At 68.1% G+C, this 25951-nt stretch carries 22 protein-coding genes and 1 pseudogene; 12 read left to right on the plus strand and 11 right to left on the minus strand.

Features of this window, described 5'->3' with window-relative positions; genetic code table 11:
• Positions 1 to 254: 254 nt before the first annotated feature.
• Entirely contained in the window at positions 255 to 1838 is a 1584-nt protein-coding gene (locus ACGFZW_RS17870; RefSeq protein WP_393894060.1) for a class I adenylate-forming enzyme family protein, read from the plus strand.
• Between the two features lie 446 nt (positions 1839 to 2284).
• Positions 2285 to 2542 carry a hypothetical protein gene (locus ACGFZW_RS17875; RefSeq protein WP_393894061.1) on the plus strand — a complete coding sequence of 86 codons (258 nt, stop codon included), beginning with the start codon at positions 2285 to 2287 and terminating at the stop codon, positions 2540 to 2542.
• 132 nt (positions 2543 to 2674) lie between these two features.
• On the opposite strand, the gene ACGFZW_RS17880 is transcribed toward ACGFZW_RS17875, so the two are convergent.
• On the minus strand, positions 2675 to 2902 hold the full coding sequence (locus tag ACGFZW_RS17880) for a hypothetical protein (RefSeq protein ID WP_393894062.1): 228 nt from the start codon (positions 2900 to 2902) through the stop codon (positions 2675 to 2677).
• Positions 2903 to 3101: 199 nt separating this feature from the next.
• Between ACGFZW_RS17880 and ACGFZW_RS17885 the strand changes: the two genes are divergently transcribed.
• Positions 3102 to 4373, plus strand: a complete 1272-nt coding sequence (locus ACGFZW_RS17885) for an MFS transporter (RefSeq protein ID WP_393894063.1) — start codon at positions 3102 to 3104, stop codon at positions 4371 to 4373.
• 148 nt (positions 4374 to 4521) lie between these two features.
• Here ACGFZW_RS17885 and ACGFZW_RS17890 read toward each other — a convergent pair whose 3' ends face one another.
• On the minus strand, positions 4522 to 6006 hold the full coding sequence (locus ACGFZW_RS17890) for an oxidoreductase (RefSeq protein WP_393894064.1): 1485 nt from the start codon (positions 6004 to 6006) through the stop codon (positions 4522 to 4524).
• Positions 6007 to 6462: 456 nt separating this feature from the next.
• Between ACGFZW_RS17890 and ACGFZW_RS17895 the strand changes: the two genes are divergently transcribed.
• A complete protein-coding gene (locus ACGFZW_RS17895) occupies positions 6463 to 6918 on the plus strand; it encodes a hypothetical protein (RefSeq protein WP_393894065.1) in 456 nt (151 codons plus the stop codon).
• 1441 nt (positions 6919 to 8359) lie between these two features.
• Here ACGFZW_RS17895 and ACGFZW_RS17900 read toward each other — a convergent pair.
• The 7 genes from ACGFZW_RS17900 to ACGFZW_RS17930 all read right to left on the minus strand — a co-directional run bounded on the left by ACGFZW_RS17900 (position 8360) and on the right by ACGFZW_RS17930 (position 14850).
• Positions 8360 to 8560, minus strand: a complete 201-nt coding sequence (locus tag ACGFZW_RS17900) for an SCO3870 family protein (protein ID WP_393894066.1) — start codon at positions 8558 to 8560, stop codon at positions 8360 to 8362.
• Positions 8561 to 8715: 155 nt separating this feature from the next.
• On the minus strand, positions 8716 to 8856 hold the full coding sequence (locus tag ACGFZW_RS17905) for a hypothetical protein (RefSeq protein ID WP_393894067.1): 141 nt from the start codon (positions 8854 to 8856) through the stop codon (positions 8716 to 8718).
• A gap of 540 nt (positions 8857 to 9396) precedes the next feature.
• On the minus strand, positions 9397 to 10362 hold the full coding sequence (locus ACGFZW_RS17910) for an LLM class flavin-dependent oxidoreductase (protein ID WP_393894068.1): 966 nt from the start codon (positions 10360 to 10362) through the stop codon (positions 9397 to 9399).
• Positions 10363 to 10771: 409 nt separating this feature from the next.
• Positions 10772 to 11506, minus strand: coding sequence for a DUF4232 domain-containing protein (locus tag ACGFZW_RS17915; protein ID WP_393894069.1), 735 nt, complete (start codon positions 11504 to 11506; stop codon positions 10772 to 10774).
• A gap of 408 nt (positions 11507 to 11914) precedes the next feature.
• Positions 11915 to 12160, minus strand: a complete 246-nt coding sequence (locus ACGFZW_RS17920) for a helix-turn-helix transcriptional regulator (RefSeq protein ID WP_393894070.1) — start codon at positions 12158 to 12160, stop codon at positions 11915 to 11917.
• 265 nt (positions 12161 to 12425) lie between these two features.
• The gene (locus ACGFZW_RS17925; RefSeq protein WP_393894071.1) at positions 12426 to 13184 is read right to left on the minus strand and encodes an alpha/beta hydrolase family protein; all 759 of its coding nucleotides are present in this window, start codon (positions 13182 to 13184) and stop codon (positions 12426 to 12428) included.
• A gap of 121 nt (positions 13185 to 13305) precedes the next feature.
• Entirely contained in the window at positions 13306 to 14850 is a 1545-nt protein-coding gene (locus ACGFZW_RS17930) for an FMN-binding glutamate synthase family protein (protein ID WP_393894072.1), read from the minus strand.
• A 652-nt stretch (positions 14851 to 15502) separates the two neighbouring features.
• Between ACGFZW_RS17930 and ACGFZW_RS17935 the strand changes: the two genes are divergently transcribed.
• Together ACGFZW_RS17935 and ACGFZW_RS17940 are read left to right on the plus strand one after the other, a co-directional pair.
• Positions 15503 to 17194 (plus strand): SPFH domain-containing protein, encoded by a 1692-nt coding sequence (locus tag ACGFZW_RS17935; protein ID WP_393894119.1) that lies wholly within the window; start codon positions 15503 to 15505, stop codon positions 17192 to 17194.
• Entirely contained in the window at positions 17191 to 18489 is a 1299-nt protein-coding gene (locus tag ACGFZW_RS17940) for an SPFH domain-containing protein (protein WP_393894073.1), read from the plus strand. The genes ACGFZW_RS17935 and ACGFZW_RS17940 overlap by 4 nt, the downstream gene beginning before the upstream one ends.
• 30 nt (positions 18490 to 18519) lie before the next feature.
• Here the strand turns inward: ACGFZW_RS17940 and ACGFZW_RS17945 are convergent, their stop codons facing one another.
• Entirely contained in the window at positions 18520 to 19011 is a 492-nt protein-coding gene (locus tag ACGFZW_RS17945) for a MarR family winged helix-turn-helix transcriptional regulator (RefSeq protein WP_393894074.1), read from the minus strand.
• A 76-nt stretch (positions 19012 to 19087) separates the two neighbouring features.
• Between ACGFZW_RS17945 and ACGFZW_RS17950 the strand changes: the two are divergent.
• The 4 genes and pseudogenes from ACGFZW_RS17950 (at position 19088) to ACGFZW_RS17965 (ending at position 22557) form a co-directional block, all read left to right on the plus strand.
• A pseudogene (locus ACGFZW_RS17950) lies at positions 19088 to 20337 on the plus strand (MMPL family transporter).
• Between the two features lie 327 nt (positions 20338 to 20664).
• Positions 20665 to 20898, plus strand: coding sequence for a hypothetical protein (locus ACGFZW_RS17955; RefSeq protein ID WP_393894075.1), 234 nt, complete (start codon positions 20665 to 20667; stop codon positions 20896 to 20898).
• 452 nt (positions 20899 to 21350) lie between these two features.
• Positions 21351 to 21677 carry a hypothetical protein gene (locus ACGFZW_RS17960; protein WP_393894076.1) on the plus strand — a complete coding sequence of 109 codons (327 nt, stop codon included), beginning with the start codon at positions 21351 to 21353 and terminating at the stop codon, positions 21675 to 21677.
• 556 nt (positions 21678 to 22233) lie between these two features.
• Positions 22234 to 22557 (plus strand): hypothetical protein, encoded by a 324-nt coding sequence (locus ACGFZW_RS17965; protein WP_393894077.1) that lies wholly within the window; start codon positions 22234 to 22236, stop codon positions 22555 to 22557.
• A gap of 265 nt (positions 22558 to 22822) precedes the next feature.
• Here ACGFZW_RS17965 and ACGFZW_RS17970 read toward each other — a convergent pair whose 3' ends face one another.
• Entirely contained in the window at positions 22823 to 23554 is a 732-nt protein-coding gene (locus tag ACGFZW_RS17970) for an SDR family oxidoreductase (RefSeq protein WP_393894078.1), read from the minus strand.
• Between the two features lie 84 nt (positions 23555 to 23638).
• Here ACGFZW_RS17970 and ACGFZW_RS17975 point away from each other — a divergent pair, with 84 nt between their 5' ends.
• A complete protein-coding gene (locus ACGFZW_RS17975) occupies positions 23639 to 24256 on the plus strand; it encodes a TetR/AcrR family transcriptional regulator (RefSeq protein ID WP_393894079.1) in 618 nt (205 codons plus the stop codon).
• A 1132-nt stretch (positions 24257 to 25388) separates the two neighbouring features.
• Positions 25389 to 25865 carry an ATP-binding protein gene (locus ACGFZW_RS17980; protein ID WP_393894120.1) on the plus strand — a complete coding sequence of 159 codons (477 nt, stop codon included), beginning with the start codon at positions 25389 to 25391 and terminating at the stop codon, positions 25863 to 25865.
• The last annotated feature ends 86 nt before the right edge of the window (positions 25866 to 25951 follow it).

Genomic DNA, 25951 nt, shown 5'->3' on the forward strand with positions numbered 1-25951 from the left:
GTCCCTCGACCTCAGTGCAAGGGCCTTCCGGGGCCACCCCACGGGGAGCGTTTCCCGCCATGATGATGGGCGCTCGTGCGCTCTCTCCAGCGCTCAACTTACCTGCCAGTACCGAGTTTTCATCACGGCATGGACACGGCATTCCACTAGCTGATGGCCGAAGGCTGCCCCCATGAGGACACGGCTTCTGAACTGCATGTTTGGATGTATTGGTGATTGCTGACGCACAGGAAACATCCGAGCCACGGACGTACGTGGACCGCATTCTGGAGCACTGGTACAAGGACGAGGACACTGAGGCGCTCGTCCAGGGTGCACAGCGGCTGACCAGAGGAGAGGCTCGACGGCAGCTGTTCAGGTTAGGCCATGCACTGCGCGGGCAGGGGCTCGCGCCCGGCGACGGAGTGGGCTTATTCCTGGCCAACCGCGTGGACTCCGTCCTGGTACAGCTCGCCGTCCATCTCATAGGCTGCCGCGTCGTGTTCCTGCCGCCCGAGCCAGGACCCGGCGAGCTCGCCGCGCTGGTCGAGCAGTCCCGGGCACGCGCCGTGGTCACCGACCCGCTCTTCGCGCAACGGGCCGCCGACGCGGCCGGCCGCAGCGTCCACGCCCCCGCACTGCTCAGCCTCGGGCCCTGCGAGCAGCCGTGCACGGACCTGCTGGCCCTGGCGGTCGAGTGCCCGGACGAGCGCCCCGACGGCGTGCCCGCCCCGGGAGCGGACGAAGCCGTCACCGTCCTCTACACCGGCGGAACCCTGGGCCGCCCCAAGCTCGCCGCGCACAGCCACCGGCTCTACGACGCGCTGGTGAACCTGGTGGATGACGCCCCGCAGAACTCCCTCCCCGCGCTCTTCCCGACGATGAACCAGAGCACGGACAGGGTGCTCGCCTCCACGCTGCTCACGCACGGCAGCGGCCACCTCACCTCGATCCAGGCACTGGTGACGGGGTGCGCCCTCGTCGTGCTGCCCGAGTTCGAAGCGGGTGCGGCTCTGACGGTGCTGCGCGAGGAGCGGATCACCGCCACCATGTTCGTACCGCCCATGCTGTACGCGGTTCTCGACCACCCGGAGTGCGAGCCGGGCGCCCTGCCCGCGCTGCAGCGGATCGTCGTCGGCGGCGCGGCCACGTCGCCCAGTCGGCTGCAGCAGGCGGTCGAGGTGTTCGGGCCCGTGCTCAGCCAGGGCTACGGGCAGTCGGAGGCGCTCGGCATCACCGCGTTCGGTGCGGCGGATCTCGCCTCGGAGGGGGCGAGGCGCCCAGAGCTGTGGCGCAGCTGCGGTCGCGCGATCTCCGACGTCGAGATCGAGATCCGTGGTGAAGACAGTGCGGCGGCACTGCCCGTCAGGCAGGGCGGCGAGGTGTGCGTCCGTGGCGAGACGGTGATGCTCGGCTACTACGAGGACCCGGAGCGCACCGCGGCGGCGCTGCACGACGGCTGGCTGCGGACCGGGGACATGGGATATCTCGACGCCGAGGGGTACCTCTATCTCGTCGACCGGGCGAAGGACATCATCGTCACCGGCGCCACCAGCGACAACGTCTACTCCCGGGTCCTGGAGGATTTCCTGCTCACGCTGCCCGGTGTGCGCAACTCCGCAGCGCTGGGCGTGCCGGACGAGGAGTACGGGGAAGCCGTACAGATCTTCCTGGCCACGGCAGCGGGCGCTGACGTCGACCCGGAAGCGGTTGGCGCTGCGGTGACCGCCGAGTTGGGAGAGTTGTACAGGCCCCGGAAGACGGTGCTGCTGGACCAGCTGCCGACGACCAAGGTCGGCAAGGTGGACAAGAAGGCGCTGCGCGCCGCGTGGACCAGCGGGGCCTTGGACACGCCGTAGGCTCCGTTGTTGTGGATCAGCCCGACCGATGCGGGGTCAAGTGCGCCGGGACGGCAGGGTCTTTGTGGCGCACTCCGAACGGCCCCCTTTCCCCTGTGAAAGGCGGAAGTGCGGCACCGCGGTCCTCTGGGTGCCCTGTCGGCAGTCGCAGGGGCTGTGCCCGCGCCGGAGCTACCCCGCCTCGATCTCTTCACCGAGGGGCACGTCGCCGGCTGGATGCCGAGCAAGTGGATCACCCTCGGTGAAGAGCGTGCTGACCTGGGGAAACCCATCAGAGTTTCCGGAATCGGCGAAGGACTTTTCAGGGCACTCAAGCGCAGGGGTCCCGAGCTCCGGGGGATCTCACTACTCACCAAGGCCCCAAGACCCTGCCTCCCGGGGCGCCATGACGTCGCGCCGGCGGGAGCCCGCAAGTGACCCCTGCGGCTGGAGATCGTTGATGGATCATGAACAACACCAAGCGAGTACTCGCCGCTGTCGCCATCGCAGGGGCCGCCTTGTCCTTCACCTCCGTCGCACATGCCGCACCCAAACCGCCCGGCGGCGGCCTGTTGGCTCTCGATGGACGCCCCGGCGTAGCCGATCGCAACACCCTCGGCGCCACCGTGGATGATCTTCTTGGAACCAACAACGTGCGGGATACGACGGCCCCTGGCTCCGTCGGCAACGACCTGGACCGGCTGCTCACCCGCGACGCCAGGTGACGTGATCGCTCTGCTCCGAGTCCGGCGGTGGGGCGTCGTCCGCAGAGCCCACGGCTGACCGGTAGCGAGTCGTCCACAATGTCGGTCCTCCCAGAAAGGGCCGCCGCGCTCGGATAGGGCGTTAGGCGTGCCCTAGGGGACCGCTTGTCCCGACAGCATGCGATTGGGGAAGTGCGTCGTGTCGAACCCTCGCGGGTTGCCATGACACTGGGGCAGATGCTCGGGGACCGCGGCGAGGGTGGAGGCGTCGGCTCCCTGGTTCTTCGGCTTCGCGGCTTGAAGGGCGTCGACTGCGGCGAGGCACGGGGAGCAGCTCAACAGCAGTGCGCGGTCCGTTGCCTCCATCAGCTTCTGCGGCACGGCCAGCGTCTCTTGCTAGAGCGGGGTGGGCCAGCCGGGCTGAGGCCCGCATGACGGCGTCGCGCAGCGCGCATCGCCGTGACGTACTGATCGGCGCCGTGACGCACTGATACGTATGAGCCTCGGGCCCCCGTAACCGTTGGTCACCGTGGGTAGTTGACGTGGCATGCACGACGTACGCACCGTAAGGGCGCCCTCCATGCTGCGCCTCGCGACCGCATCACTTGCCGGGACGGCCATCGAGTTCTACGACTTCTTCGTCTACGGGACCGCTGCGGCGCTCGTCCTGGGGCCACTGTTCTTCCCCACGTTCTCATCGGCCGCCGGGACGCTGGCCGCCTTCGGAACCTTCGGCGTGGGTTTCGTTGCCCGACCACTGGGCTCGGTGCTGTTCGGACACATCGGGGACCGGCACGGAAGACGCCCGGTTCTCATCGCGTCATTGCTCCTCACCGGTGCCTCCACGGTCGCGGTCGGCTGCGTGCCGACGTACGACACGATCGGGGTGGCCGCTCCCGTGCTGCTGCTCGTCCTGCGTTTTCTGCAAGGGCTCGGCCTCGGTGGGGAATGGGGCGGGGCCGTGCTGCTGACCGCGGAGCACGCGCCCGCCGAACGGCGGGTGCTGTGGACGAGCGTTCCGCAGGTCGGGCCGTCATTGGGGTTCCTGCTTGCCAACGGCGTGACGCTGGCCCTGTCGGCGACGCTGTCCGACGCGCAGTTCGCGTCCTGGGGGTGGCGCGTGCCCTTCTGGGCCGCGGGACTGCTGGCCGTCGCAGGGCTGTGGCTGCGATCGTCGCTTGCCGAGAGCCCCCAATTCCTTGAAATCGGCGACCGCGCACGCGTGCCGCTTGCCGAAGTCGTGCGCGACCACTGGCGGCTGGTCCTGCTGACCGCCGGCGCACTCGCGGTGGGATACGCGATCTTCTATGCCGTGACCACCTGGTCCCTCGCCTACGGGACGGAGCGACTGGGCGTAGGCCGTACCGTCATGCTGACCTGCATCATGGCCGCGGTGGTGGTGTTGGGCTCGCTAACGCCGCTGGCGGCCATGCTGGCCGACCGCTTTGGCCGGCGGCCCCTGTGCCTGGCGGGATGCGCCGGCTCCGCCCTGTGGATGTTTCCGATGGTCGCACTGCTCGCCACGGGGGCTCCGCTTTTGATGTTCCTCGGCATCCTGGGGGCGATGCTGGCGTTCATCACGATGTTCGCGGTGATCGCCGCGTATCTGGCGGAGCTGTACGAGCCGCGCGTGCGCTGCACGGGAGCTGCGGTCGGCTACAACCTCGGCGGAGTCCTCGGCGGCGCGCTGACGCCGATCGTGGCGACGGCGCTCGCCGAGCAGGGCGGTCGAGTGCCCTGGGGCGTGGCCGCGTATCTGACGGGGCTCGCTCTGCTCAGTCTGGGCTGCTTCGCCCTGCTGCCGGAGACGCGCCCGGTGCGTGTGATGGCGGCGGAGCCCGCCGTCGGATGACCGGTGAGGTGTTAGGCCGTGCCGAGAACGGCTCCCTGCGGAGCCGGCGCGTGGGTGGGGCCGGTGGTGTCGGACCTGATGCGCGACATCGGGCAAAGACAAACTCGAAAGATCACTCATCACTGAGCGCGTGAGCGCGTCGTGTCTGTCAGTTCCTGTTCAGGGTGCGGGATACGCCGGCGACAACGGCTGTGGTGAGGAGCCAGCCGACCGCGATCAGTAGGTACGAGAGCCACTGTGTTGCCCCAGCCCAATGCCATGCGTTGCGCTGGCCGAAGTCACCGATGGGGAAGAGCAAGTCGACGGTGTAGATGAAGGGGTTGAACGGGTCGCCCTCTCCCGCCTTCGTCCGGATCGGCGAGCGGACGCCGAAAACCAGGCTGCCGAGCAGACAGAGCGCAGTCATCCACAAGGCAGCCAGCCAGGGCCGATAGCCGTACCCGACGGCGGCATCGAGCAAATATCCCCACACCCGTCCGGGTCGGTTCAGGGTGCGGCGGCGGTGGCGTTGCTTCTCCAGTAGCACCGTCCGGGCATCGTCGTCGTGGCCGGCCTGGCGGTAACAGGCGGCAAGCTGCTCGTACGGCTGCGGTGCGTAGCCCGGGTTCCGGTGGATCCACGCCAGGCGGTGGGCAACATCCCCCTGCAGGGATGTCCTGCCGGAGCGAAGGGAGCCGTAGACGAAGCCATCCATTCGCACCTCCTCCGGCCAGCTCTGCTCGCGGTCGTGCAGAACAGTTGCCCTGGCACCTTGCAGGTCCACCACTCCCGTTGGCCTTGCGGCGAGGCTGAAGTCGAATGTTCCGACCTGCATGCCGACGCCGAAGAGCGCCGTGTCGCCACCGCTGAGGGTGGCTCCCTCAAGGGTCAGCAGGTCCGATATCTGAGCACCCCGCATCCGCAGAGTTCCCACCGCGCTGAAGCCTTCGGACATGTCCACCACCGTGGCATTCGCGTTGTCCGCAATCAGCGCCATGCCGCCAGGGCTCTCCAGGCGAGCACCCTGCATGAACAGGCCACCGGACAATTGCGCGCCCGGCAGCCGCACCCCACCGTGCGTGACGAAGCCCTTCTGACAGAAGATGCCGCCGCCCATGACCAGCCCGCCCGCGAACACCGCCCATTGCCCGGACGCCGATATCCGCGCCCCGTTCAGGTCCAGCTCTCCAGCCACATGAGCGTTGATAAGGGAGAGACGGCCTGTTTCCATCACGGACTTGTTCAGGTCGAGATGACCCTCGATGCGGGCCAGACCGGCGTCCACGCCGGGGATCCAACTGCTCGTGATGCGGATTGTCCGCGTGGAGGCCGCGTTAATGCTGACCTCCTGCTCCAACCGGCATTCCCTCAGCCAGAGCAGGTGGCTGATCTGGGCACCGGCCAGATCGAGGCGGCCGGTGATCCGTGCGCCTGCGAGGTGCAGGGAAGGGACACTGCTCGACCGCTCGGTGTTGCCGCCCAGTAGAAGGGCAGCCACGACCTCGGCGCGGACTGTGCGCTCGGGCCCCCAGTGAGCCCCTCTGGCGGGATCGTCGTTCTCAGGCGCCCCGGTCCGCAGATCCACCCACCGCCCTTCGGGGAAGGAATCCCACAACGCACGCTCTGCCGGGGTCAGTTCGTCGTAGATCAGCATCGCTACAGGCTACGAGTGCTTCGTAGCTGCTGTATGCCTCTGAAACGATCTGGCTGTGGACGAGGTCATCACGGACTCCGAGCGGTCCCGAATAGCCCGTTCACCGGGATGAACCGGCTTCAGTTCAGCAGGCTGACCACCAAGCTACGGCGACGACGGTTCGGATCCGGCCCGCATGGTCGACCCTGGAGGCCGGCGCTGGAGGAGCGCATTCTGCTGACCGCCGCGTACTGGCGCGCAGCCGGTGACTCCTGGCTCGTGCGGACCTGGACTTCGATTACCTGGCGGGTAAGGCGCGAGGGGATCCGATGCTGGGAGTCCGCCCGGACCGATTGAGCGTGACTGCTTCAGCGGCCGTTCCCGCCGCTCGGATGGGATTCGGTGGAATGGTCCAGAGCTGCCGCCTCCGCTACAGTGCGATCTTTGTTCGATTCGTTTGTGGTGTAGGGGGAGATCGTGAGTGTCCAACTGCGAGACACCGCACAGGCTTTGGCGCAGACACTCTGGCGGGAGCACACCGTCTACCGGGAGCGGTCCGGGGGAGTGGTCATCCGAGGTGAGCATGTGCAGCGCTGGATCAGTCTCGCGCCTGCTGGAGGTAGGGACGAGATACTCATCCGGGCGGGGCGCATCCTCGAGGGTGGCACCACCGCGCCGGCGCGATCGGAAGCCGTGGTGTCGCTCTCCACTGAAACTGCCCAGCTTGCGGCCACCTGCCGCCGCCTGCTCGCCGAAGCAGCCTCCAGCCCTGCGCCGGCCACGGCCAGGCCGGGGGCACCTCGTCAGGCGGTCGACTCCGTTGCGCGTACCGGTCGAGGCGCGCGTGGTAGGCGCCTTGGCTACTGGGCAATAGTCGTCTGTGTGGTCGGGATTGCGGCCCTTTCGGTCTACGGCGCTTCGCTGAACACTTAACGGGCCTGGCCATGCAGTCGTCGGGGAATTGCCGCCTGGAGTGCAGGCGGCCGCTGCGAGGCTGCGGCCGCGGGCACTTGCTCGTGGGACCGGTCTCCTTCGCGTTACGACTCCGTCCGCGTGCCCGGGGGCGGATCGGTTGCGACGCGCAGGGCCATCGGGGCGGTGCGCCGGCATCAACCCTTCCTTCTGGCGTATGCACGGCTTCGGTGAACGAGCTACCCCGGCTGCTCCCGACGGGTTGAGACACGCGGCGGCGGACTCCACTGTGCGAGTCGCTCACCCCTAGAGAGGGGGGGTCTGCCGTTTTCCACGTGCTGTCGGCGAGCGTCGAACTAGGCGGCCTTTGCCGGCGGTTGGAGGGAGAAGGGTTCGTTGGGCGAGATGCCTTCCGTGCGGATTCAGGTCCGGTGCTGACGTGAACAGTTGGAAGGCAGTGAGTCAGTTGGTGTTCGCGGCGCGGAACTTCCGCAAGGGGGCGCCAGGCGGAGCGCGGAAACGGGCGTTGCCCCCGACCAGTACGGCCGAGCCATCGAGCTGGATGCGAGGGCCGGACGAGCGCATCCCGGTGCAGCAGGCGTTCGGGCACCTGCGCCGCCCTGGAACGATGTGTCCTGACCTGCACCGTTTAGGGAATCGGCTCGTCGTCTGAGGGGCCCTTCGATTTTCCTGGGGTTCGTTGTCAGTGGTGGGCTCTACCTTGGTGGTACGGCCTTTGGAAGGGGCCAGGGGACGTTAAGGGGGAGGCGGCATGCCTGAGTGGGTTTGGGCGATACTCGTTCCGGTCGGTCTGTTGGCTGTGGGTCTGGGGGCGTTCTTGGTCTGGGCTCGTCTGGGGACGAAGGAACCGTTGAAGCACGACAACCGGATGCCGGAGACCCATTTTCGGCAGGGTGGCGGTGTCGGCGGCGGGTGACCGGCGTCCGGCTCGGCATGGCCGGCGTGGCTGTGACCGAGCCGGGCTGAATACGGCGGCTGGGTCGGCCGCTTTCGGCAGCGGCATCGAGGGAACCGTCGTAGCCGGTTGACGTCGCGGCGCGTTGCTCAGTCCTGCCTACAACACTCCGCGTCCACGGCGGTGCGCCCCGCGAGAGGGTCAGCCTCACCAGCGTTTTACCGGTCCGTGCTTCTTCGTCATCGAGGATCAGCAGCGGCACCCGGGAACCGGCAACGGGGGGGCGATGCCCGCCCCGTGGCCAGGCTCGGACTCGACGGCGTACCCCACCCACTCATAGGCGGACCTTGCCGACGCTGGGATCGCGCTAGCTGCTGCATGTGCCGGTGCGGATGTGGTGCTCAACTTGGCTCTGCGCGGCGGTGCGACCGCAGTGGCCCGTGCCCTTCAGCGGCGAGGTCGTCTTCAGGTCGGAAGGCGGTGGTCGCGAAGAACTGGGCGGGAGCAACGGCTTCAGCAGCACCGGGCGGCTTGCCTGTGCAGCGGTCAGTTCGCTTGCGACCGGCCATCGCGGACCCATGTCACCACAGTCAGAGCTGCGGTGATGTACATCAGGATGCTGAATGTGGCTACTGATTCGACGTACTGCTCATAACCGTTTGCGCGGAGCTGCAGTGCCATGGCGCCGAGCGCAGTCCCAAGCGTCGCGGTAGCGACGGACACGGCGATGAACGGGGCCTTACTCATGGGTACTTCCTCCAAGCCACGAGGCGACTGATCAATACCGAGACTACATGCACCGAGACTCACTGCCGGAAGGGGATGTTGACGGGCGCGCAGTGAACTACCGCTTCATTTCTGCTAGTTGCACTCAGGAGTCGGAAGGAGGCGACCATCGGAGCTCAGTCGACTGACAGGTGGTGGTGCAGCTCTTCCTTCGCTTGTGGTCCCAGCCAGGCGCAGAACCTGTTCGCGGCCGTGTTCCAGGGCGGGGTCTGCCACTGGACTTGGTCGAGCCCCAGCTCACGTGCTTCGGCTGCCACGACCTGCACCAGAACAGCCAGTCCACGTGGAGACACTCCGCCCCGTCCCATGTGGACACCTCCGGAGCGCACGTGGCGTACCCGATGATCTCGCCGTCGTTCAGCTGCGCTACGAAGCAACTCAGTCGCGGAGTCTGTGAACCGAACAGCAGCGCCTCCAGTCGTCAGGACGAGCTGGGTGCCGGCGGCGCGGTCTCTCGTACGCGGCGTGCTCGGGCGCGAGCTGGGCAACATGAGGACGATCGATAACGCGGGCACGGCGCATCTTGGCCGAACCGGTGTCCGTCACCGGACCTCACCCTCCAGCATGTCGCCGCACCAAGCGACAAGTCGCTCGTCGAGCCCACCCCGACCGTCCAGCATGTGCCTGGTGATCGGAGGCGACCCGCAGCGCCGTCTGCGGGTCCTCGTCCGTCACACTCCGCCCCGGCGTTTGATCGCATAGGGCTTCACCAGGTGCCAAGCAACCGCGCGGCTACCCAGTGGCCGCACCGTGCGCGCGTGGCCGTCCGACGGGGCTCGGCGGCCAACTGCCCCCGGTCACACGCCGCTTTCAGACCTCCGGAACGGGTCCTCGTGGGCGGCGTCCGAGGAGTGTGCGCGTACTTCGTCGACCGCGTCCAAGTGCGCCTCGCGCACGACGTAACGGGTAATGCCCCAGCGACGCTCATGGTCGGCCATCGCGGCTCTGATCTCGTCCACTGTGCCGACCCACGCGTAGGGGGAAGCCAGCACCGTGGACGCATCGCAGTGAAGTCGCCGGGCGATCTCGTGGGCCGCACCCTCGGCGTCATCAGTGACTTCCACCATTTGGACAAGCGCTTCGCGGGCCGGGGCGTCGACCCGGTCCGCGGCTCCCTGCTCGATGAGATCGACCTGGCGGTCGATATCCGCGCCGCTCCAGCGCACCTCGTGCATGTGCCCGTCAGGCAGGGTGCGCCCCAGCCCGCTCAGCCCCACGACGTCCGCGTGAGCCCCGGCCCAGCGCAACATGGCCGTGTTGCCGCCCCCGAAGGTGAAGGGCACCCGGTGCTGGACCGGGCGGGGGTTCGTGAGCCGCGCCTGGTAGGTCCGTACCTCGGGACTCTCGACGGTGGTCGTCTCGCCTGCGAGGAGCGCGCGACAGGCCTCGGCCACCGCCTGGAAACGCCGGACGCGTCCCGCGACGTCGGGGCGCTTCGCCCCCAGCATGTTCCACTCGGTCGGGGTGTGGCCGGCGCCCAATGCCAAGCGAGCACGTCCGCCGGACACCAGATCGAGGGTGGCGACATCCGAGGCGAGCAGCAGTGGCTCACGGACGCCCGCCTGGGAGACGTAGGAGCCAACGCCGATGCGCTCGGTGACAGCCGCGGCGGCAGCCAGCGCGACGAAAGGGGAGGCCGTGGTGCCCGGGTGGTCGGCTGCCAGCAGCGCGTCGTAGCCGCCGACTTCCACGCGCCGGGCCAAAGAGATCCAGGAAGCGGCGTCCCGGGGCTGGGCTTGGACGGAGATGACCGGTGATTGCATCTCCGGACACTACGGTCGTCGCCCGGCTCTGGAAGAAGTTGCGCGTGTGGCGAAACAGGCCCCGCCCACTACTACCGGACGGCGAGACCGGCCCCCTTCGGATCGTAGGTCCTGTATCCCTTGGCGCCTGGGGCGAGGATGCGGCAGGTCGACCCCTTGGCGCGGTGCTGGGGTGCCCTGCCAGTGTCTTGGCTGCTTCGTCAGCTATACGGCCCATCGACGCGCGGCGCGCAGGTGTCCCTTGGCGGCCTGGCGGCTCGGGGCGCGGCCGTGACAGGTCCGCCGCCCTTGCGCCGGGGCAGCGGACTTTCCTGGCGCAGCGTCGGAGGACGGGGCAGCGCCGGGTGTGGAGCAGTCTGGTCCAGTTGCGAGACCTCGTTGGCTCTGCTCCGGGGCAGTACCGGGGTGGTCAGCCGATGGGATTGACGAAGGTGGCCGGGTGGGTGGCGCCTCGCTGGTCGACGAGTGCGTCCCAGGGCCAGTCCAGGGTCAGCGACGTGGTCTCGTTCGGCGGGGTGATGACCGCGAAGGCCGGCTGCCAGAAGCCCTCCTCCTCCTTGGTCAGAGCGAGGTTGATCGTGAAGTCGGTGCTGTCCCCGGGCTCCAGGGTGATCGAGCCGTGCTTGGCCGTCGAGCGCTGCAGCGACCAGACCCCACCGCCGTTCTCGGTCTTGAGGTCCACGCCCGGGAAGCCGCCGATCTTGCAGGCGCGGCTGCTCTTGTTGGTCAGCACGACACTGGTGGTCGTCGAGCCGCCCGCGTTCGGGTCCGGGACCGCGTCCTCGCCCGTGGCGAAGGCGGCCTTCAGACCGGAGGTGTGGCAGCGCTCCACACCCGAGTCCGCCTTGCCGGCGTTGGCGGCCTGCGTGCCGCCCGCCTGCCGGCCCGTGCCCCCCGCTTCGGTGCCGGCCTTGGCATCAGTGCCCGTCCTGGCATCGGAACCCTGCGCTCCGGCGGAGGAGCCCGCGCCGCTGGACTCGCCGGCGGCCGCACCCTTGTCCGTCCGGCCCGCGGGCTTCGTACCGGTGGCGGCGTCCGAGCCGGAGCAAGCGGTCAGGGTAAGGGCGGCGGCTGCGGTCAGTGCCGCGGCGGCAACGCGCAGGGTGCGGCGACGGACAGTGCGGCCAGTGGTGGCGGAGTTCATTTCGGTTCCCCCGGGTCAGTCGGTGTCGTTGATTCCTCGGTACGTCACCCACTCTGGTCGGGGCCACTATTGCGAGGCTGCCGCTCCGCTAACGACTGGCTAACACGGGTGTGAGGGGTGCGCCGTCGGTGCGCTACGAGTGCACCGGCGCTTCACCACCTGGTCCGCAGCTCGGGTATGGGCCAAGCAGCACCGGGTCCTTCTGGACCAGCTCGGCGCGAAACGACGACGTGGACTGCCGCGTTGCGCGATCGCTTCGATCCGCGTCCGCGCGAGCAAAGGGGGCCCTGACGGGACGGACTCCGACCGGTCGCGGCAAGGACGGTGAACGGTGAGGGTCCACGTCATCTGTGACCGCAGCGGCCTGCCGATCGCGGTAGGCATCTCTGCCGCCGACGTAACTGAGGGTCAGAGATGCTTCGGATTCGCGACGTCGTCGGGTACAGCCTCAGGCGCGCCGCCGGAGAACGGCTCTGCAGTGTCCACACTCAGAGCTTCCGCCAATCGAGCAAAGCTCGCCCTTCTGGCGGACTTCCCTTGCTCATTGCTCGCGACCGTTGTGAAGGAGACGCCCGACCGCTCGGTCAGAGCCTCCTGGGTCAATCCTGCGGCGCGACGGTGCTTGCGGACGGAGTTGGAGATCTGCGCGGACATCCGCCTCACCTACCTTGTCGTCAGCGTACTCGCGCAGATCAACGCAGAAAGCTCCCGCCGGATGTTCCCGACGGGAGCTCTCTCGTTCATCCTTGACGTCCCCACCCCGCCATGCGGAGGGTTGCGGCGCGACGCTGCTCGATGGTGAGCGCCAGTGTCTCGACTGCGCGACCGGACGACCTGCCTGCTCCACGTGGTGATCTTGTAGTCACGGTGCCACTCCGAGCGAGCACCAAACCACCTGAGATGCCTCTCCTGCGGGCCGTCACCCGTGGATGTACTGGTCGGCCCAGGCGCTGATGATGTGGGCGGCTCGCTGTGCTTGTCCGCGGGCGGTCAGGAAGTGGTCTGCTCCTTCGAGGGAGACGAAGCTTCGTGGGTGTCGTGCTTCGCGGAAGATTTCTCCGGCGTTGTCGATGTCGACGGTGTTGTCGGTCGGCGAATGCAGGACGAGTAGCGGCAGGTCCAACTCACCGATCCGATCCCGCAGGTGGGCACGGCGGACGTCTTCGACGAAGGCGCGCTTGAGGATCAGGGTCCTGCCGCCGACGAACCACTCGTGCGACCCGTCACTGAGCACGCGATCCACGACCGCGTCGTACTGTCGCTCGACGTGGCTGGGATCGACCGGTGCTCCGATCGTGACGACCGCGCGGACGCCGGTTGCCTCAGCCGCCGCGGCGAGGACGGCGGCTCCTCCCCACGAGTGCCCCACCAGCAGGTCTGCCGGAGTCCCTCGCTCCGCCATCATGGCCGCGGCACGGATCGTGTCCTGGACCTTGACGGTGAAGGAACCGTCCCCCCAGTCGCCGTCGGAGTCCCCGATGCCGAGGTTGTCGAAGCGGAGCATTCCGATCCCCTCGCGTGCCAGCTGTTTGCTGACACGCGATGCGGCCGGCGAGCCCTTGCCGAGGGTGAATCCGTGCACGAAGATCCCCCAGCCGCGGATCTCGCCGTCCGGAAGGTCGATCGCTCCGGCCAGCTCGGGGCCGACGACGCTCGGGAATCTCACTTTTTCGCTCATGTTGTGATCACCTAGGCAGGGCTGTTCGTGGAGTAGGAGAGACAAGGGTGCCATCAGCCGGCGCCATACGCGCGCTCCGGGCAGGGGAGCGGCGGACGTGGTGCCTGCCGTGCTCGGCGCGTCAGGCGGGCGGCTTCTGGTCGGAGGGCTGCTCGGTGGTGAGCAGTGCGGTGATCTCCTCGGCGAGGTGCGGGCCGAGTTCGCCCCAGCCGTCCTTGTAGCCGTAGACGCCGGCCAGGGTGCGGGCCTCGTAGTCGCCGTTCATGATCTCGATGTCCGTCGCCGTGATGAGCGCCGGGTGGGCGACACCGACGGCCGCCGAAATCTTCATCAGCTCCTTGCGCAGGGTGCGCAGGTAGACGGCGGCACGGGTGGCCTTCGAGGCCGGGTCGAGGCCGCGGGCCAGCCACGGGCTCTGGGTGGCGATTCCGGTGGGGCACTTGTCGGTGTGGCACTTCTGCGCCTGGATGCAGCCGATCGACAGCATCGCCTCACGGGCCACGTTGATCATGTCGGCACCCAGAGCGAAGGCGACCGCGGCGTTCTCGGGCAGGCCGAGCTTGCCGGAGGCGATGAACGTCAGGTCGTCGGTCAGCCCCCGCTCGGCGAACGCGCCATAGACCCGGGAGAAGCCCATCCGGAAGGGCAGCGACACCGAGTCGGAGAAGGTGAGCGGTGCCGCCCCGGTGCCGCCCTCGCCGCCGTCGATGGTCACGAAGTCGACACCACGCTCCCCACGCGCCATCAGCGTGGCCAGCTGCTGCCAGAACTCCATCTCTCCCACCGCGCTCTTGATCCCGACCGGCAGGCCGGTCTCGGTGGCGAGCAGTTCGACGAAGTCGAGCATCGAATCGACGTCGCCGAACGCGGTGTGCCGGGACGGGGAAGCGCAGTCCTCGCCGAGCGGGATGCCGCGGATCTCGGCGATTTCCGGGGTCACCTTCGCGCCCGGCAGCATTCCGCCCAGACCGGGCTTGGCACCCTGGGAGAGCTTGATCTCTAGCGCCTTGACCGGGGCGCCGGCGACCACATCCTTGAGCTTGTCGATGTTGAAGCTGCCGTCCTCGTTGCGGCAGCCGAAGTAGGACGTACCGATTTGGAGGACGAGGTCGCCGCCGTTGCGGTGGTACGGCGACAGACCGCCCTCGCCCGTGTTGTGCAGGGTGCCTGCCAGCGCCGCCCCCTTGTTGAGCGCCGTGATCGCCGCGCCGGAGAGCGAACCGAAGCTCATCGCCGAAATGTTCACCACGCTCGCCGGGCGGAATGCCTTGGCGCGCCCGCGCGGCCCGCCCAGCACCTTTGCTGACGGCAGCGGGGCCTGCGGGTCGTGCATGTCGGGCAGCGTGCCGGCGAACGTGCGCTGCTTGAGGTATGCGTGCCCCTGCGTGTGTTCAACGTCGTTGTCGGTGCCGAATCCGAAGTAGTTGTTCTCCCCCTTCGCCGACGCGTAGATCCAGGTGCGCTGGTCACGACTGAACGGGCGCTCCTCGTCGTTGGAGGTCACTATGTACTGCCGCAGCTCAGGACCGATCGTCTCCAACAGATACCGGGCGTGCCCGAGCACGGGGAAGTTCCGGAGCAATGCGTGCTTCTTCTGGACAAGGTCACGAGCGGCGACCACTGCCAATGCTGTTGCGGTGGCCGTGGCGATGGTCCGGGCGCGCATGAACGTTCCTCTCCTCGGCGCTCGACTCCACTGCCGTGTGGCGGAGTCGTCGTGCCGGGCGTTGGGCGGCGGGCGTCAGCGTCCGTCGGAGGACGCCCAGTGATATTAGGGGCTCGCCTGGACAGCGGGTCGCGCGTGGGGTGGTCTTCCCTGTGCGGGTGGTCCAGGCACATCGGAACAGGCTATGCACGGTGACGCTCGTGCAACACGGTATAGCGTCTGAGCGTCGGCCGGGCCGGGCGGGACAGGGACTGCCGGATGGTCTCGTCACCGAGACCGCGACCAACCGCCCCACCCGCACCTACCGTCCGGTCGCTGGTCGTTCAGCCCTCCCCGGGGGCAGCAGGCTCACTCCGCCACTGCCGCACGAAAGGTACCCCGGAAGGCAAGGCCCCAGCGGCCGGCGACTCCGCCGGCGTAGCCCCCTTTTGACGGATACCGGGCGGACAGGTCGCCAGTTGCCGTCATGTCGGGTTGTCGGCGATCGCGTCCGCCGGGGCGAAGGAGCCTCCTTGATGACGCTGTTGTCGACGGGGCCGGTGGTGCTGAACAGGCCCGTGAAGAGCGCGAGGGTTGGCCGTACACCCGACGTTCTCCGCCCACGAGGCATGCGATGTGATGGAGGCGGCGCTGTATGCGCAGCCGAACGCACATGGAGAGATCAAAAGGGGGATTTGTGGCAGGGAGCCAGAGCGTGCGGAGATTCGCACGGGCGGTGTCCGAAAACGAGGAACTACGGGGGCTGGCTGAGGAGGAGCTGCGTCGTCGCGCCGGCTTCGAGGCCGGCGCGGCGACGGAGGGGGCCGGCGACGCCGTCGCCTCGCGTGAGGCGAGGGAGTCGAAAGTCGACGGTATGGATCCCGCCGACTTCCCTGCTGCCCGGGAGCAGGGCGGCAGCATCGACACGATCATGACGCAGCAGACCGTGCCGCTGGATGAGGCGCGGGAGGTGCTCAACCGCAGTGAGCAGCGGCGCGAAGGCGGGCAGAAGGTCCATGCGATCTGTCCGATGGTGATTCCACGCGGTCGCTCGTTCCTGAGCATGCTGCCGGTGTTGCTGCTGTTGGTTGTGGGAGTGGTGGGGAGCGTCGTCGTTGCCGCGGCCGGCGCTGGCGCGTTCACTCATCCGCTCTTCGGGATCCACTATTGGGTGCTGTCGGTGGCGGCAGTCGCCTTCGTGTGGTGGCGGCAGGGCATGGTGATGGTGCCGGACGGCTGCCAGGCGCTGATCACCCGTTTCGGGAAGCTGGAGCAGGTGGTCGGTCCGGGTCGGGTGATCTTGCTCAACCCGTGGAAGCGGGTGTCGTACATCATCAACACCACCCGCGAATACCCGTTCAACGCGCCGGTGCGTGAGGCTCCGACCAAGGGCGGGGTGAAGGCTTCCATCGACCTGTTCATCCAGTTCCGGATCAGCGACCCGGTGGAGTTCGTCTACACGCTCGGTGCGGTGCGCGGCTTCGAGGAGAAGCTGAGCAATGCGGTCAGCGAAACGATCCGCAGCCTCATCTACGAGCAGGAGGCCGCAGGGATCTACGACATGGTGGGCGAGGACACCGGTCGGCTGCTGGAGCAGCTGAACCAGCAGTTCCGGCCCGCGGTGGAGCTGGCGAACGCCAACATCACGCATGCCGAGCCCTCCGACCGTGCGTACCGCATGGACTTGGCGGCACCGGAAATGGTGCGGGTGGCCAAGGACGCCTACACCCATGAGTACGCGCTTCACCTGCGCAAGGAGCAGGACGAGGGTGACCTGACCAAGGAGCTGGCATCCCGTCAGGAGACGCTCTCGGCGATCATGGCCGATATCGCGCAGTACCAGGCGCAGATGGATACGGCAGAGGAGCGGGAGACCAACCGCGCGGAGGCGCTGGCCCGACAGCGGTATGTGCAGGCCGAGTCGGAAGCGAAGGCCAATGCGGCGCTGCTGGAGGCGCAGGCACTGGACATCCGCGCGGTGACAGCGGCCGAGGCCCCGGAGATTCTGGAGTACCGCTACCAGCAGCAGGTACTGGACACGCTGGAAGAGGTCGCGGACCATCTGCCGCGGCTCGTGCGGATCGGTGGCTCGTCCGGCACCGACGGTGCCGCTGGGGTCGACTTCCTGGCGCTCGCACGAGAGTTGGTCGGCGAGCGGGGCACGGAGCTGTTCTCGGATGAGGACATGGCTGCCGTGCGCGCACGTCTGGCGGAGGTCGGCGACCGGATCTCCGGGCGTGAGGAAGAGATCGCCGCTCTGCTGGAGGCCGAGCGACCGACCGTACCCGCCGTCGACGGGCCCGCAGTGGAGCAGGCATCGGCGACAGCGGAGCACGAGAACGAAGCCGAGGGGGACGGGCAGTGAGCACGGCACGAAACCGCAGGTCGGTCATCTCCGAGGAGGTGGCCCCGTGGAGTGAGATCCGCCAGCTGCTGCGCGGCGGGGAGGCGGGCAAGCTGATTCCCGTCATCATCCCTCGCCAGCACCGCAGGCTGTGGTGGTTGCTGCTGCTGTGGCTCGGGGCGTTCGCGCTGCTGACCGGTCTCATGCTGAACCTCAGCGGGTCGGACGGCGCGGTCGGCGCCGCCTATGGCGCGCTGGCCGTCGTCAGCTACCTCTGCGGGGCGCTCCTGGTGCTCGCCGGTCTGCTGTGGTGGTGGCGCTCGTCCATCGCCGAGATCGAGCAGGGCACCAACGGCGTCCTCACCCGCTACGGCGCCGTGACACGCACCCTGGACCCGGGCCGGCACTACCTGTGGCACCCGTGGTCGCGTGTGGACTTCGTGGTGGACACCGCCACCGAGATCCCGTACTCGGCCCCTGTGGTGGCCTGCCCCACCCGCGAGAACGTGCCGCTCCGGTCGATCGAGTTCTTCCTGAAGTTCAAGATCACCGATGCGGTGTTGTTCGTACGGACCATCGGAGCGGGCAACTTCGACCTGGTGCTGTCCAGCGCGGTGCAGGACGCCATCCGCCAGCGCGGCCGTCAGGTACAGACGGAGCGCGCCTACGACCTGCGCGGCTCGGACGTCGCCGATATGCAGGAGCTGCTCAATCGCCAGCTCTCCCGCTACGGAGTGCGCATCACGGGCTCCAACATTCCCGACGTCCAGCTGCCCGCCCAGTACCAGCAGCACCTCGCTACCCGGGAGCGCGTTGCCAAGGAGCGGACCGCTTACGAGCAGGAGTGGGGCCTGACGCGTAAGCGTCGCATCGACAGTCTGCAGATGGACATCGAGCGGGCGAAGAAGGTGCGCGACGCGCGCATCGTCGAGGTGAAGGCGGCACTTAACAAGGCTCGTGAGGCGGTGGCTCAGCTTTTGGAGGAGCAGGAGACCAACGCGCAGAAGGTCCGCTTCGAGATCGAGACCCGTGGTCGCAGTGGGCTGATTTCCGCGGAGAATGAGGCTCGCGCCCAGCGCCGCCTCGCGCAGGCGTACCGCGATAACCGCGTGGTGCTTCAGTATGAACTGGCCCGTCGGCGGCTGGAAGTCGGTGCGATCCTGGCGGGCAGGGCCCCGCAGCCGGTGGTCGTGCGCACGGACGGCACGGGCACGGACACCTCGGCGCTCTCCACCCTGCTCACCGCCCAGCTGCTGCCGCGGCTGACCGCCTTGCCGCCCGTGAACGCCCCTCGTCGGTCGGCGGAGGACGAGTAGTCGGGTCGTTGTGGCGGTGGCTTCGACCTGTCACTGGCGCAGTTGCGCGAGTTCGTGGTTCATGGCGTCGAGAAAGCGCACCACCACGAGCAGCTCTTCTTCGCTGAACTGCGGACGTGCGGCGTCGGTGCTCCGCGCCAGAGGCATGAAGAACTCCCTGGCCACGGACTTGGCTGCGGTCGCGTAGTGCAGGTGGACGACGCGTCGGTCGTCCGGCGCCCTGACGCGATGGATGTGGCCGGAGCGTTCGAGGCGGTCCAGGCAAGCGGTCACCGCCCCTGAGGTGAGGTTGAGCTGGTCTCGCAGGCGCCCCGGCGTCATGGGGGAGTCTTCGTCCCCCTCGCCGGCGTCCATGATCGCGATCAGTGCCTGCACGTCTGTGAGGTGCAGCCCCTGCTCGTGGGCGAACTCTTGGGCGATCCGGTTGAACTCGGCGTTCATTCCGCGCAGTAGGACCGCGAATCTCTGCAACCCGGTGGGTCCGTCCGGCAGTGTGCTCGGGGACTGATCTTTGCTGCGCATCCGACCGGGATGAAATCTCTCACTCATTGGGATATGCAATGAGTGAGAGAATCGGTCTCGCGCACTTCGGGAAGCAGTGACATCCGCGTCTCGATGGGCCCGCCGCCTCGTCCCGCTCGCTTTGCTGCTCGTCTGGTTGGGCATCGGAGGCACGCTCGGCCCCTACGCGGGCAAGCTGAGCGAGGTCTCCACCAACGATCAAGCCGCGTTCCTGCCGCAGGGCGCCGAGTCGACGCGTGTCCTGGAAGCCCAGAAGGCCTTCAATCAGTCCGAGACGGTGCCTGCGATCGTCGTGTGGACGGTGGCCGACGGCCAGGTCGCTCGGCAGCAGCGGGCCGACGCAACGAGGCGGCTGGCCGCACTCGCGGAAACCGAAGGGGTAGCGGGCACCCCTTCGCCGGCCCTGCCCTCCCGGGACGGCAAGGCGCTGCAGGCTGTTGTGCCACTGGAGCCGAATCTCGGCGACGAGCTGCCCACGGTCCTTCGCGACGTACGTCAGGCCGCCCAGCGGGTGCCGAGCGCTGAGGTCCAGATCGCCGGTCACGCACCGAAGGCGTGGCGTCGACGGGAGCCGTCGGCCGGTCGGGGAGGCCCGGTGCGGGCGATCCGCTGATCGTGGACGGACGAGTCCGCCTCGACGCCACCCTCAAGGACGCCGCCGACAGCGACGCGGCCAAGCAGACGATCCAGCGGCTGCGGGACCGACTCGACAAAGTCTCCGGCACGCACGCACTGGGGGGCGGCTACACGGCACAGCAGTACGACACCCAGCAGACCGCTGCCCGCGACCGGACGCTGATCGTTCCGGCGGTTCTCGCCATCATCCTGTTCATCTTGGTGCTGCTGCTGCGCTCGGTGCTCCTGCCCGTCCTGCTCGTGGCCACCGTCGCGCTCAACTTCCTTGCCACACTGGGCGTTTCGGCCCTCGTCTTCCAGTAAGCGTTCGGCGTCAGCGGCACGGACGCCTCGGTGCCCTTGTACGGCTTTGTGCTCCTCGTGGCTCTGGGGGTCGACTACAACATCTTCCTGATGTCCCGCGTGCGAGAGGAGACGCTCGCGCACGGTGCCCGCCAGGGCGTACTGCGAGGTCTGACGACCACAGGTGCGGTGATCACCTCGGCCGGGGTCGTCCTGGCGGCCACGTTTGCGGCGCTGATCGTGATCCCGCTGGCCTTCCTGGCCCAGGTCGCCTTCATCGTCGCGTTCGGCGTCCTGCTGGACACCCTCGTGGTCCGCTCGCTTCTGGTGCCCGCCCTTGCCCTCGACATCGGCCCGCGCGGCTGGTGGCCGAGCGCCCTGTCCCGGACCGGCAAACGCATAGGCTGAGTGGAGATCAGCGCAGCAGCAGAGAAAACGGCGGAGCGCGCCCCGGCGCGGCGGGTGGGGCTCAACATCGCAAAACCCCCGACCGACGACGATCCGCCCCTCGCAACGCACGTTCGACGCATTACCCAGGCACCGGCCTGGCCAGGGGCGTGCCAGGGAGCGGGGCCTGCTGAGCGCCACAACGTATCGAGGGGCTGCCGCCCGGATGACGCTCTCTTCGTCTCGTCGAATGCCATGGCGTCGGGATCCCGGGCGCCAGACACCTGTGACGACGGGCGCCTTGGCCTCGGCAACCGAGCGACTCCAGGTTCGGGCATGCTGGTGGCCATGAAGAGGCGCAGCGCACGGCAGACCCTGGTGGTGGACGGGGAGAAGTTCGAGGTCTCCAAACGGCCCGGTCAGCGGGGCACGTACGACTTCACCTGGCTAACAGGCCCCAACCCCGGATACGGCTTCACTTCTGCGGCCCATCCGCCCAGAGCGCTGAGCGTTCCGGAACTGGAAGCGTCAGCCCGCGACTTCCTGGATCAGGTCGACCCGACTACGGGGTATATCGAATAGAGCCGCCCGTCCCCCTAGCCGGCAACGCCTCGCGCGAGCGGGCCTCAGCCCCTGAAAGGTGAAGCCGAAAAGCAGCCTGGTCCGGGAGTGAGGCGGACCCACCGTCACGCCGGCTCGTATCAGCCCGACCTGACTCCCCACCAGCCTGTGCGGTCTGCCGTCGCCTGGGAGCGCCCCGACTTCCTGCGCTCCGGACCCACTGCGCGCTCGGCCCCTCGCAACTGTGAGGCCACTCGAACTCTGCCCCCGGCCCTCTGTGCGGACCGCCACACGGCCATATCTCTGGCCGGGCATCACTGGACCGACGCAACCAGTGCCCTCCCAAGGAGGTCTTCAGGGTCATCGTCAACCCGGGACCCTACAAGTTTGAACACCGGATCAACCCGCAGGGTGTCATCACCGCGTACAGGCCGACAAACGCCGCTTCCGCAACTTCCTGCTAGGAGAGTCCAATGCCATCTGCTCAAGGTGTTCGAGACCTTCTCGTCCCGCACCTGATGGGAAGGCTCGATTCCTCCGGTACGACCTTGGAGGTCACCGATCTGGAAGTAATCGAAGAGGGCCGCAAATTCACGGTCGCATTCGAATTGACTGCCCAGGGTGAGCGATGGCGCGTGCGGATCCCCTGCGACAGTTCGGAAATGGGGATTTTCGACGGCAATCCGCCGTACGACCTGATCCGGTACACGGCAAGGATGCTGCATATCCGGCTCTTCGAGTGGTGGCAGACCAAGGGATCCGAACGCCAAGCGGCAAAGCAAGGCGAACGCATCGACTGACCCAAGTATGTGTTCGCTGGCGCGGTTCAGGGACAATTGGTTGCCGGGGTGGGCGAGCCGTGATCGGGCTCGCCCACCCTGGCGCCGTTGACACCCCAACGCCGGCGTCCGCAAGCCTTTGGAACAGGGCGTATGGCTGAGGATTCGGCTGGCGGCTGTGCGTCGTAATTGAGGCTGAGCGTCCGAGGAGCCGGCTGGTGTCGCGCCGTGGAAGTGAGGGAGAGGGGCCGAGTACTTCAGGCTCGTCTGTGATGAGCCGGGGAACGATGTCGTGCTCGTGGACAGGGGGACTCGGCCCATCGAGGTCGTGCGTCCACTGCACAAGCTGACAGGGCTGAGCCGGTGGCGCAGCAAGGTTGCGACCGCTGAACTGTCGGCGATACTGCTCAGGGACGCTTCCGATGATCAGTCTGCTGCCTTGGTGGAGGCACTTCGCGAGGCGGGAGCGCAGGCCGAAGTTCGACAGTCGCAGACACCGTCGGGCCGGAGTTGGGGGCTTGAGGTGGCGAGCCCGCTGAGGTGCTCAGCCGCGCAAGCCCGCCCGGAACGGAGCCCCATGAGCCCCGATGTGTACAGGCAGGCCCCGCTGATCCAGGAGGAGCATGAGGAGCTAGTCCGCAGCAAGCGTCAGCTACCGGTCCGTGAATGGCTTCTGCGACGTGCCGCCCTGGCGGACCGCGGCAGTCTCGCCGTTTCGTCCGTGGACGAGAAGCAATTGCAGGACCTCGTCCTCGCCGCGCCGAAGCTGGCCCGCTACGACCGTGAACACCAAGCGGCGGCTGGCCCTTTCTACCTCTCGGAGGTCACTTTCGACAGCCCCGCTGATGAGCTCCGGGCCTACGTCCGGCAGGAGTACACCGCTTGGTCAGCCGCCCGCTAGCCCCACGATGCATCCTTGTGCCGGCGGTCTTCCCCGCGGCGGGAAATGACGCTGTGCGCGTACGAACAACTTGGCCCACCTCTCGCGTTCTGGCTTGCCTCGGCGGTACCGGCGCCGGGGTGCTCGATCTGCGGATGGCCGGCGGGTCCACGCACCACAGGACGGGCGCGACCCCTGCTTCGCCTACCGTCGCTACGAGCGGCGTGGTAACCCTTCAGAACCTGACAGGCGGAGCGGGGGGTTGTCCCAGGATCTCCGTGAGGCGTCAGCCCTGGGCCGTGGGGCGGACGACGATGTCGCCGACGTCGACGTTCGACGGCTGCTCGATCGCGAAGGCGATAGCGCGGGCGATGTCGTCGGGGGCGAGGGAGAAGTCGACCGTCGGGGCCTGCGACTTGACGGTGGGGCTGGTGACCGAGTCAGCGAACTCCGTCCCGACGTAGCCGGGCGAGACCATGGTGACCCGCAGGTCGGGCCCTGCTTCCTGGCGCAGCCCCTCCGAGAGGGTGCGGACTGCGTTCTTCGTCGCCGCGTAGACGGCCTGGTTCGGCACGATGCGCAGCCCGGCGGTCGAGATGACGTTTACGAACTGCCCCTTGCGTTGCTCGCGGAAGACGGGGAGTGCTGCGGCGATCCCGTACAGCACGCCGCGGAAGTTGACGTCGATCATCTGGTCCCAGTCCTCGACGCGCAGCTCGTCGAACGGGGAGATGGGGCCGACCCCGGCGTTGTTGACGAGGACGTCGAGCGCACCGTAGCGCTCGCGGGCGCACGCCACCAGGTCCGCGAGGTCGCTGCGGCGGCGCACGTCCGTCGTCGTCCAGGCGGCCGTGCCGCCCTTGGCCTCGATGCGGGCGGCGAGCGCTTCCAGGCGGTCGCTGCGACGCGCTCCGAGGACGAGCTTTGCACCGCGCGAGGCCAGCAGCAGTGCGCTCGCCTCGCCGATCCCGCTGCCCGCGCCCGTGATGGCCACCACTTTGCCGTCGATCCCTGTCACGTGCGGCCTCCAGCACTAGAAGTAAGAGGGCTATCACTTTTAAAGTAAGAGGTCTCTTACTTCTGGTCAAGGCAGGTGGGTCGAGTGGCCGAGGCCACAGTCGGGGCGAGCATTGAGCGTCCCGCCCGGGGACAGCTCCGCTCGGCGCTGATCGCCGAGAGTTTCGCGCTGCTCTCCGAGAAGGGGATGGCCGGCTTCTCCGTCGCCGAACTCGCCCGCAGACTCAAGGTGAGCACCGCCGCCCCGTACCGCCACTTCCGCAACCGGGAGGCGCTGCTCGCCGTCGTCGCGACACAGGCCGCCGACGAGCTCACCCGCGCCATGGAGACCGCCGCGCAGACGGCCGGCCCCGAACCGATCGACCGGCTCGCGGCCACCGCGGGGGCATACGTGCGCCACGTGTCCGACCGCGGCGCCGGCTTTGACGTGATCTTCGCCCGGGAGCTGAGGCCGCTGCGCGACGCCGACCTGGCCCGGGCCGGCCGCAATCTGATGACGCTGCTGCTCGACCTCGCACGGAGTGCGGGCCACGCCGATCCTTCCCGGGCACTGCTCCTGATCGAACAGCTCTTCTGCCTGGCCCACGGCTACATCACCTTGAACGCGGAGGACTTCCTGAGCCGCTCCCGCCTTTCCCCCGAGGATGTCGCTACCCGCGCCACGCGCGCGGCCACGGCGCTGCTGCGCGGCAACGCGACGTGAGTACCGGCCGAAAACTGCGGTGGCCATCATTCGCCGACCGCTTTCTAGCGGTTCGCCGCATTCCAGGCAGGTGGGCAAAATGGCGTCGCTGCGGAACCTGGCGGTCAGGCGCCTGAAGTCGCTCGGCGCGATGTATGTCGCCCGGACCACCGGAGCCATACGGGACCTACGAACGAGCCGCCTGAGTCCTGGGCATTGCCAACAATCCGCATCCTTCGGGAACTTGAAGCCACCCTGAACGGCCCTTGGTGCAAGCCGCGCGTTGATGCTGCACGTTGCACCGCCCCGTCATCGCCATCCCTGAGGGTGACGGATTTGAGGATCCGCCGGTCCTCGAGCCCCCGCTTGGGCAGTGTCGGCACCGACAGGTCTCGGCATCGTCGGGGAGGGCGCAGTGATGGGTTGGGGACTGAGGAGTTCGGGTCGTCGCACGAAGGGTTGGCAGCGGCCGTGCTCGCCGACGGCAGCGAACCCAAGCCGGTGTTTCTGGACACCGGGAGCGGTGGCCACATGCACCAGACCACGGAGTGGTGGGCTTAGTGGGCGTTCCGGAATTTTGGGCGATCCGCCAGAATTCAGCGGCGAGCCGAGATGTCCCGACCCCGGATATGCCGTGTATGACACAGCCTTCCGAGTCTGTTGCCCGCAGAATACGTCGAAAGCTGCGCAATTCCCCCGACCTCGCCACGAGCGGCCATTCTCGGGCCACGTCCGGAATTTCCATGTCGTCTCCACGTGGCAGGGGATCGCGTAGGGCCTCCGCCGGGTGCGAGGGAGAAAACGCAACGTCCACGCAGTCACTTTCGGTCACCGCATCGCGACGCCGCGACCTGGCCCAACAGTAGCTTTCCGGCTCCGGCCGGGCAGCGGGGGAACGTGCCCGGGCGACGCGATCGCCTGCGGTGTCGGCCTCGGCCGGCGGTTGCTCATGCGCCCCGGGGAGTGTGCGTGAAGTGTGAGCGAGGCCGCCGAGGGGCGAATCCGGCGGGCAGGGGCGTCGATGGTGATGGCGGCCGCGGACTTCAGCGATTTTGAGCACAAAATGCTCATGTTCAGGGCGGAGTGCCGTGCTGGCGCTGGAGCCGTAGTCCACACCACTCGCTACCGAGCAAAGGTGAGTCTCGTGTCCACGATGCGTCAGTCCGACGCAGGCGGCGGAGGGGAAGTGAGCGTCACCGTCCCCGTCCCCGGCGAAGGCCCGCTCGCTTCGGCGCCCGGCTGGGCGCCTCTCGCCGCGGTGCGCTCCGCGCCCGATCGTGGTCCGCTGGCTCCCTCCCAGGCGCGCCGCGTGGCGCGCCGCGCCTTGGCCGACTGGGGCGTCGGTCAGGAGCGGGGACATGGCGTCCTGGTGGTCATATCCGAGCTGGTGGCCAACGCGGTGGAGCACGCGACACCCCCGGTTCATCTGTGTTTTGACCCTGGCGGGGGAGCCGCGACACAGGGGGCGGTCCGTATCTCGGTGGCCGACGGTTGCCCCCCGCTCACTCGCGGCGAAAGGGTTGCCGGCTGCGGGGTCGATGAGCGCGGTCGAGGGCTGGCCATCGTGGAGGCCCTGGCCTCCGGCGCCGCCGGGCCGGACCCGGGCCGGTGCGCGTGCCACGTGGAGTGAGGGCGGTGGTCGGGCGCGGCCGGGTCCCGTGTGACGGCGGGGTGTGGTGACGGGGTCGTTATGGGGCCCGCCGAATGCATACAACC

The organism is Streptomyces sp. NPDC048248, assembly GCF_043201875.1.
In the GTDB taxonomy this organism is placed as follows: domain Bacteria; phylum Actinomycetota; class Actinomycetes; order Streptomycetales; family Streptomycetaceae; genus Streptomyces.

Excerpts from the sequence above, each read along its gene's own strand:
- ACGFZW_RS17875 (WP_393894061.1), top strand. The coding sequence starts at position 2,285 with ATGAACAACACCAAGCGAGTACTCGCCGCTGTCGCCATCGCAGGGGCC.
- ACGFZW_RS17885 (WP_393894063.1), top strand. The coding sequence starts at position 3,102 with ATGCTGCGCCTCGCGACCGCATCACTTGCCGGGACGGCCATCGAGTTC.
- ACGFZW_RS17890 (WP_393894064.1), bottom strand. The coding sequence starts at position 6,006 with ATGCTGATCTACGACGAACTGACCCCGGCAGAGCGTGCGTTGTGGGAT.
- ACGFZW_RS17900 (WP_393894066.1), bottom strand. The coding sequence starts at position 8,560 with ATGAGTAAGGCCCCGTTCATCGCCGTGTCCGTCGCTACCGCGACGCTT.
- ACGFZW_RS17910 (WP_393894068.1), bottom strand. The coding sequence starts at position 10,362 with ATGCAATCACCGGTCATCTCCGTCCAAGCCCAGCCCCGGGACGCCGCT.
- ACGFZW_RS17915 (WP_393894069.1), bottom strand. The coding sequence starts at position 11,506 with ATGAACTCCGCCACCACTGGCCGCACTGTCCGTCGCCGCACCCTGCGC.
- ACGFZW_RS17920 (WP_393894070.1), bottom strand. The coding sequence starts at position 12,160 with ATGTCCGCGCAGATCTCCAACTCCGTCCGCAAGCACCGTCGCGCCGCA.
- ACGFZW_RS17925 (WP_393894071.1), bottom strand. The coding sequence starts at position 13,184 with ATGAGCGAAAAAGTGAGATTCCCGAGCGTCGTCGGCCCCGAGCTGGCC.
- ACGFZW_RS17930 (WP_393894072.1), bottom strand. The coding sequence starts at position 14,850 with ATGCGCGCCCGGACCATCGCCACGGCCACCGCAACAGCATTGGCAGTG.
- ACGFZW_RS17935 (WP_393894119.1), top strand. The coding sequence starts at position 15,503 with ATGGAGAGATCAAAAGGGGGATTTGTGGCAGGGAGCCAGAGCGTGCGG.
- ACGFZW_RS17945 (WP_393894074.1), bottom strand. The coding sequence starts at position 19,011 with ATGCGCAGCAAAGATCAGTCCCCGAGCACACTGCCGGACGGACCCACC.
- ACGFZW_RS17955 (WP_393894075.1), top strand. The coding sequence starts at position 20,665 with ATGAAGAGGCGCAGCGCACGGCAGACCCTGGTGGTGGACGGGGAGAAG.
- ACGFZW_RS17960 (WP_393894076.1), top strand. The coding sequence starts at position 21,351 with ATGCCATCTGCTCAAGGTGTTCGAGACCTTCTCGTCCCGCACCTGATG.
- ACGFZW_RS17965 (WP_393894077.1), top strand. The coding sequence starts at position 22,234 with ATGAGCCCCGATGTGTACAGGCAGGCCCCGCTGATCCAGGAGGAGCAT.
- ACGFZW_RS17980 (WP_393894120.1), top strand. The coding sequence starts at position 25,389 with ATGCGTCAGTCCGACGCAGGCGGCGGAGGGGAAGTGAGCGTCACCGTC.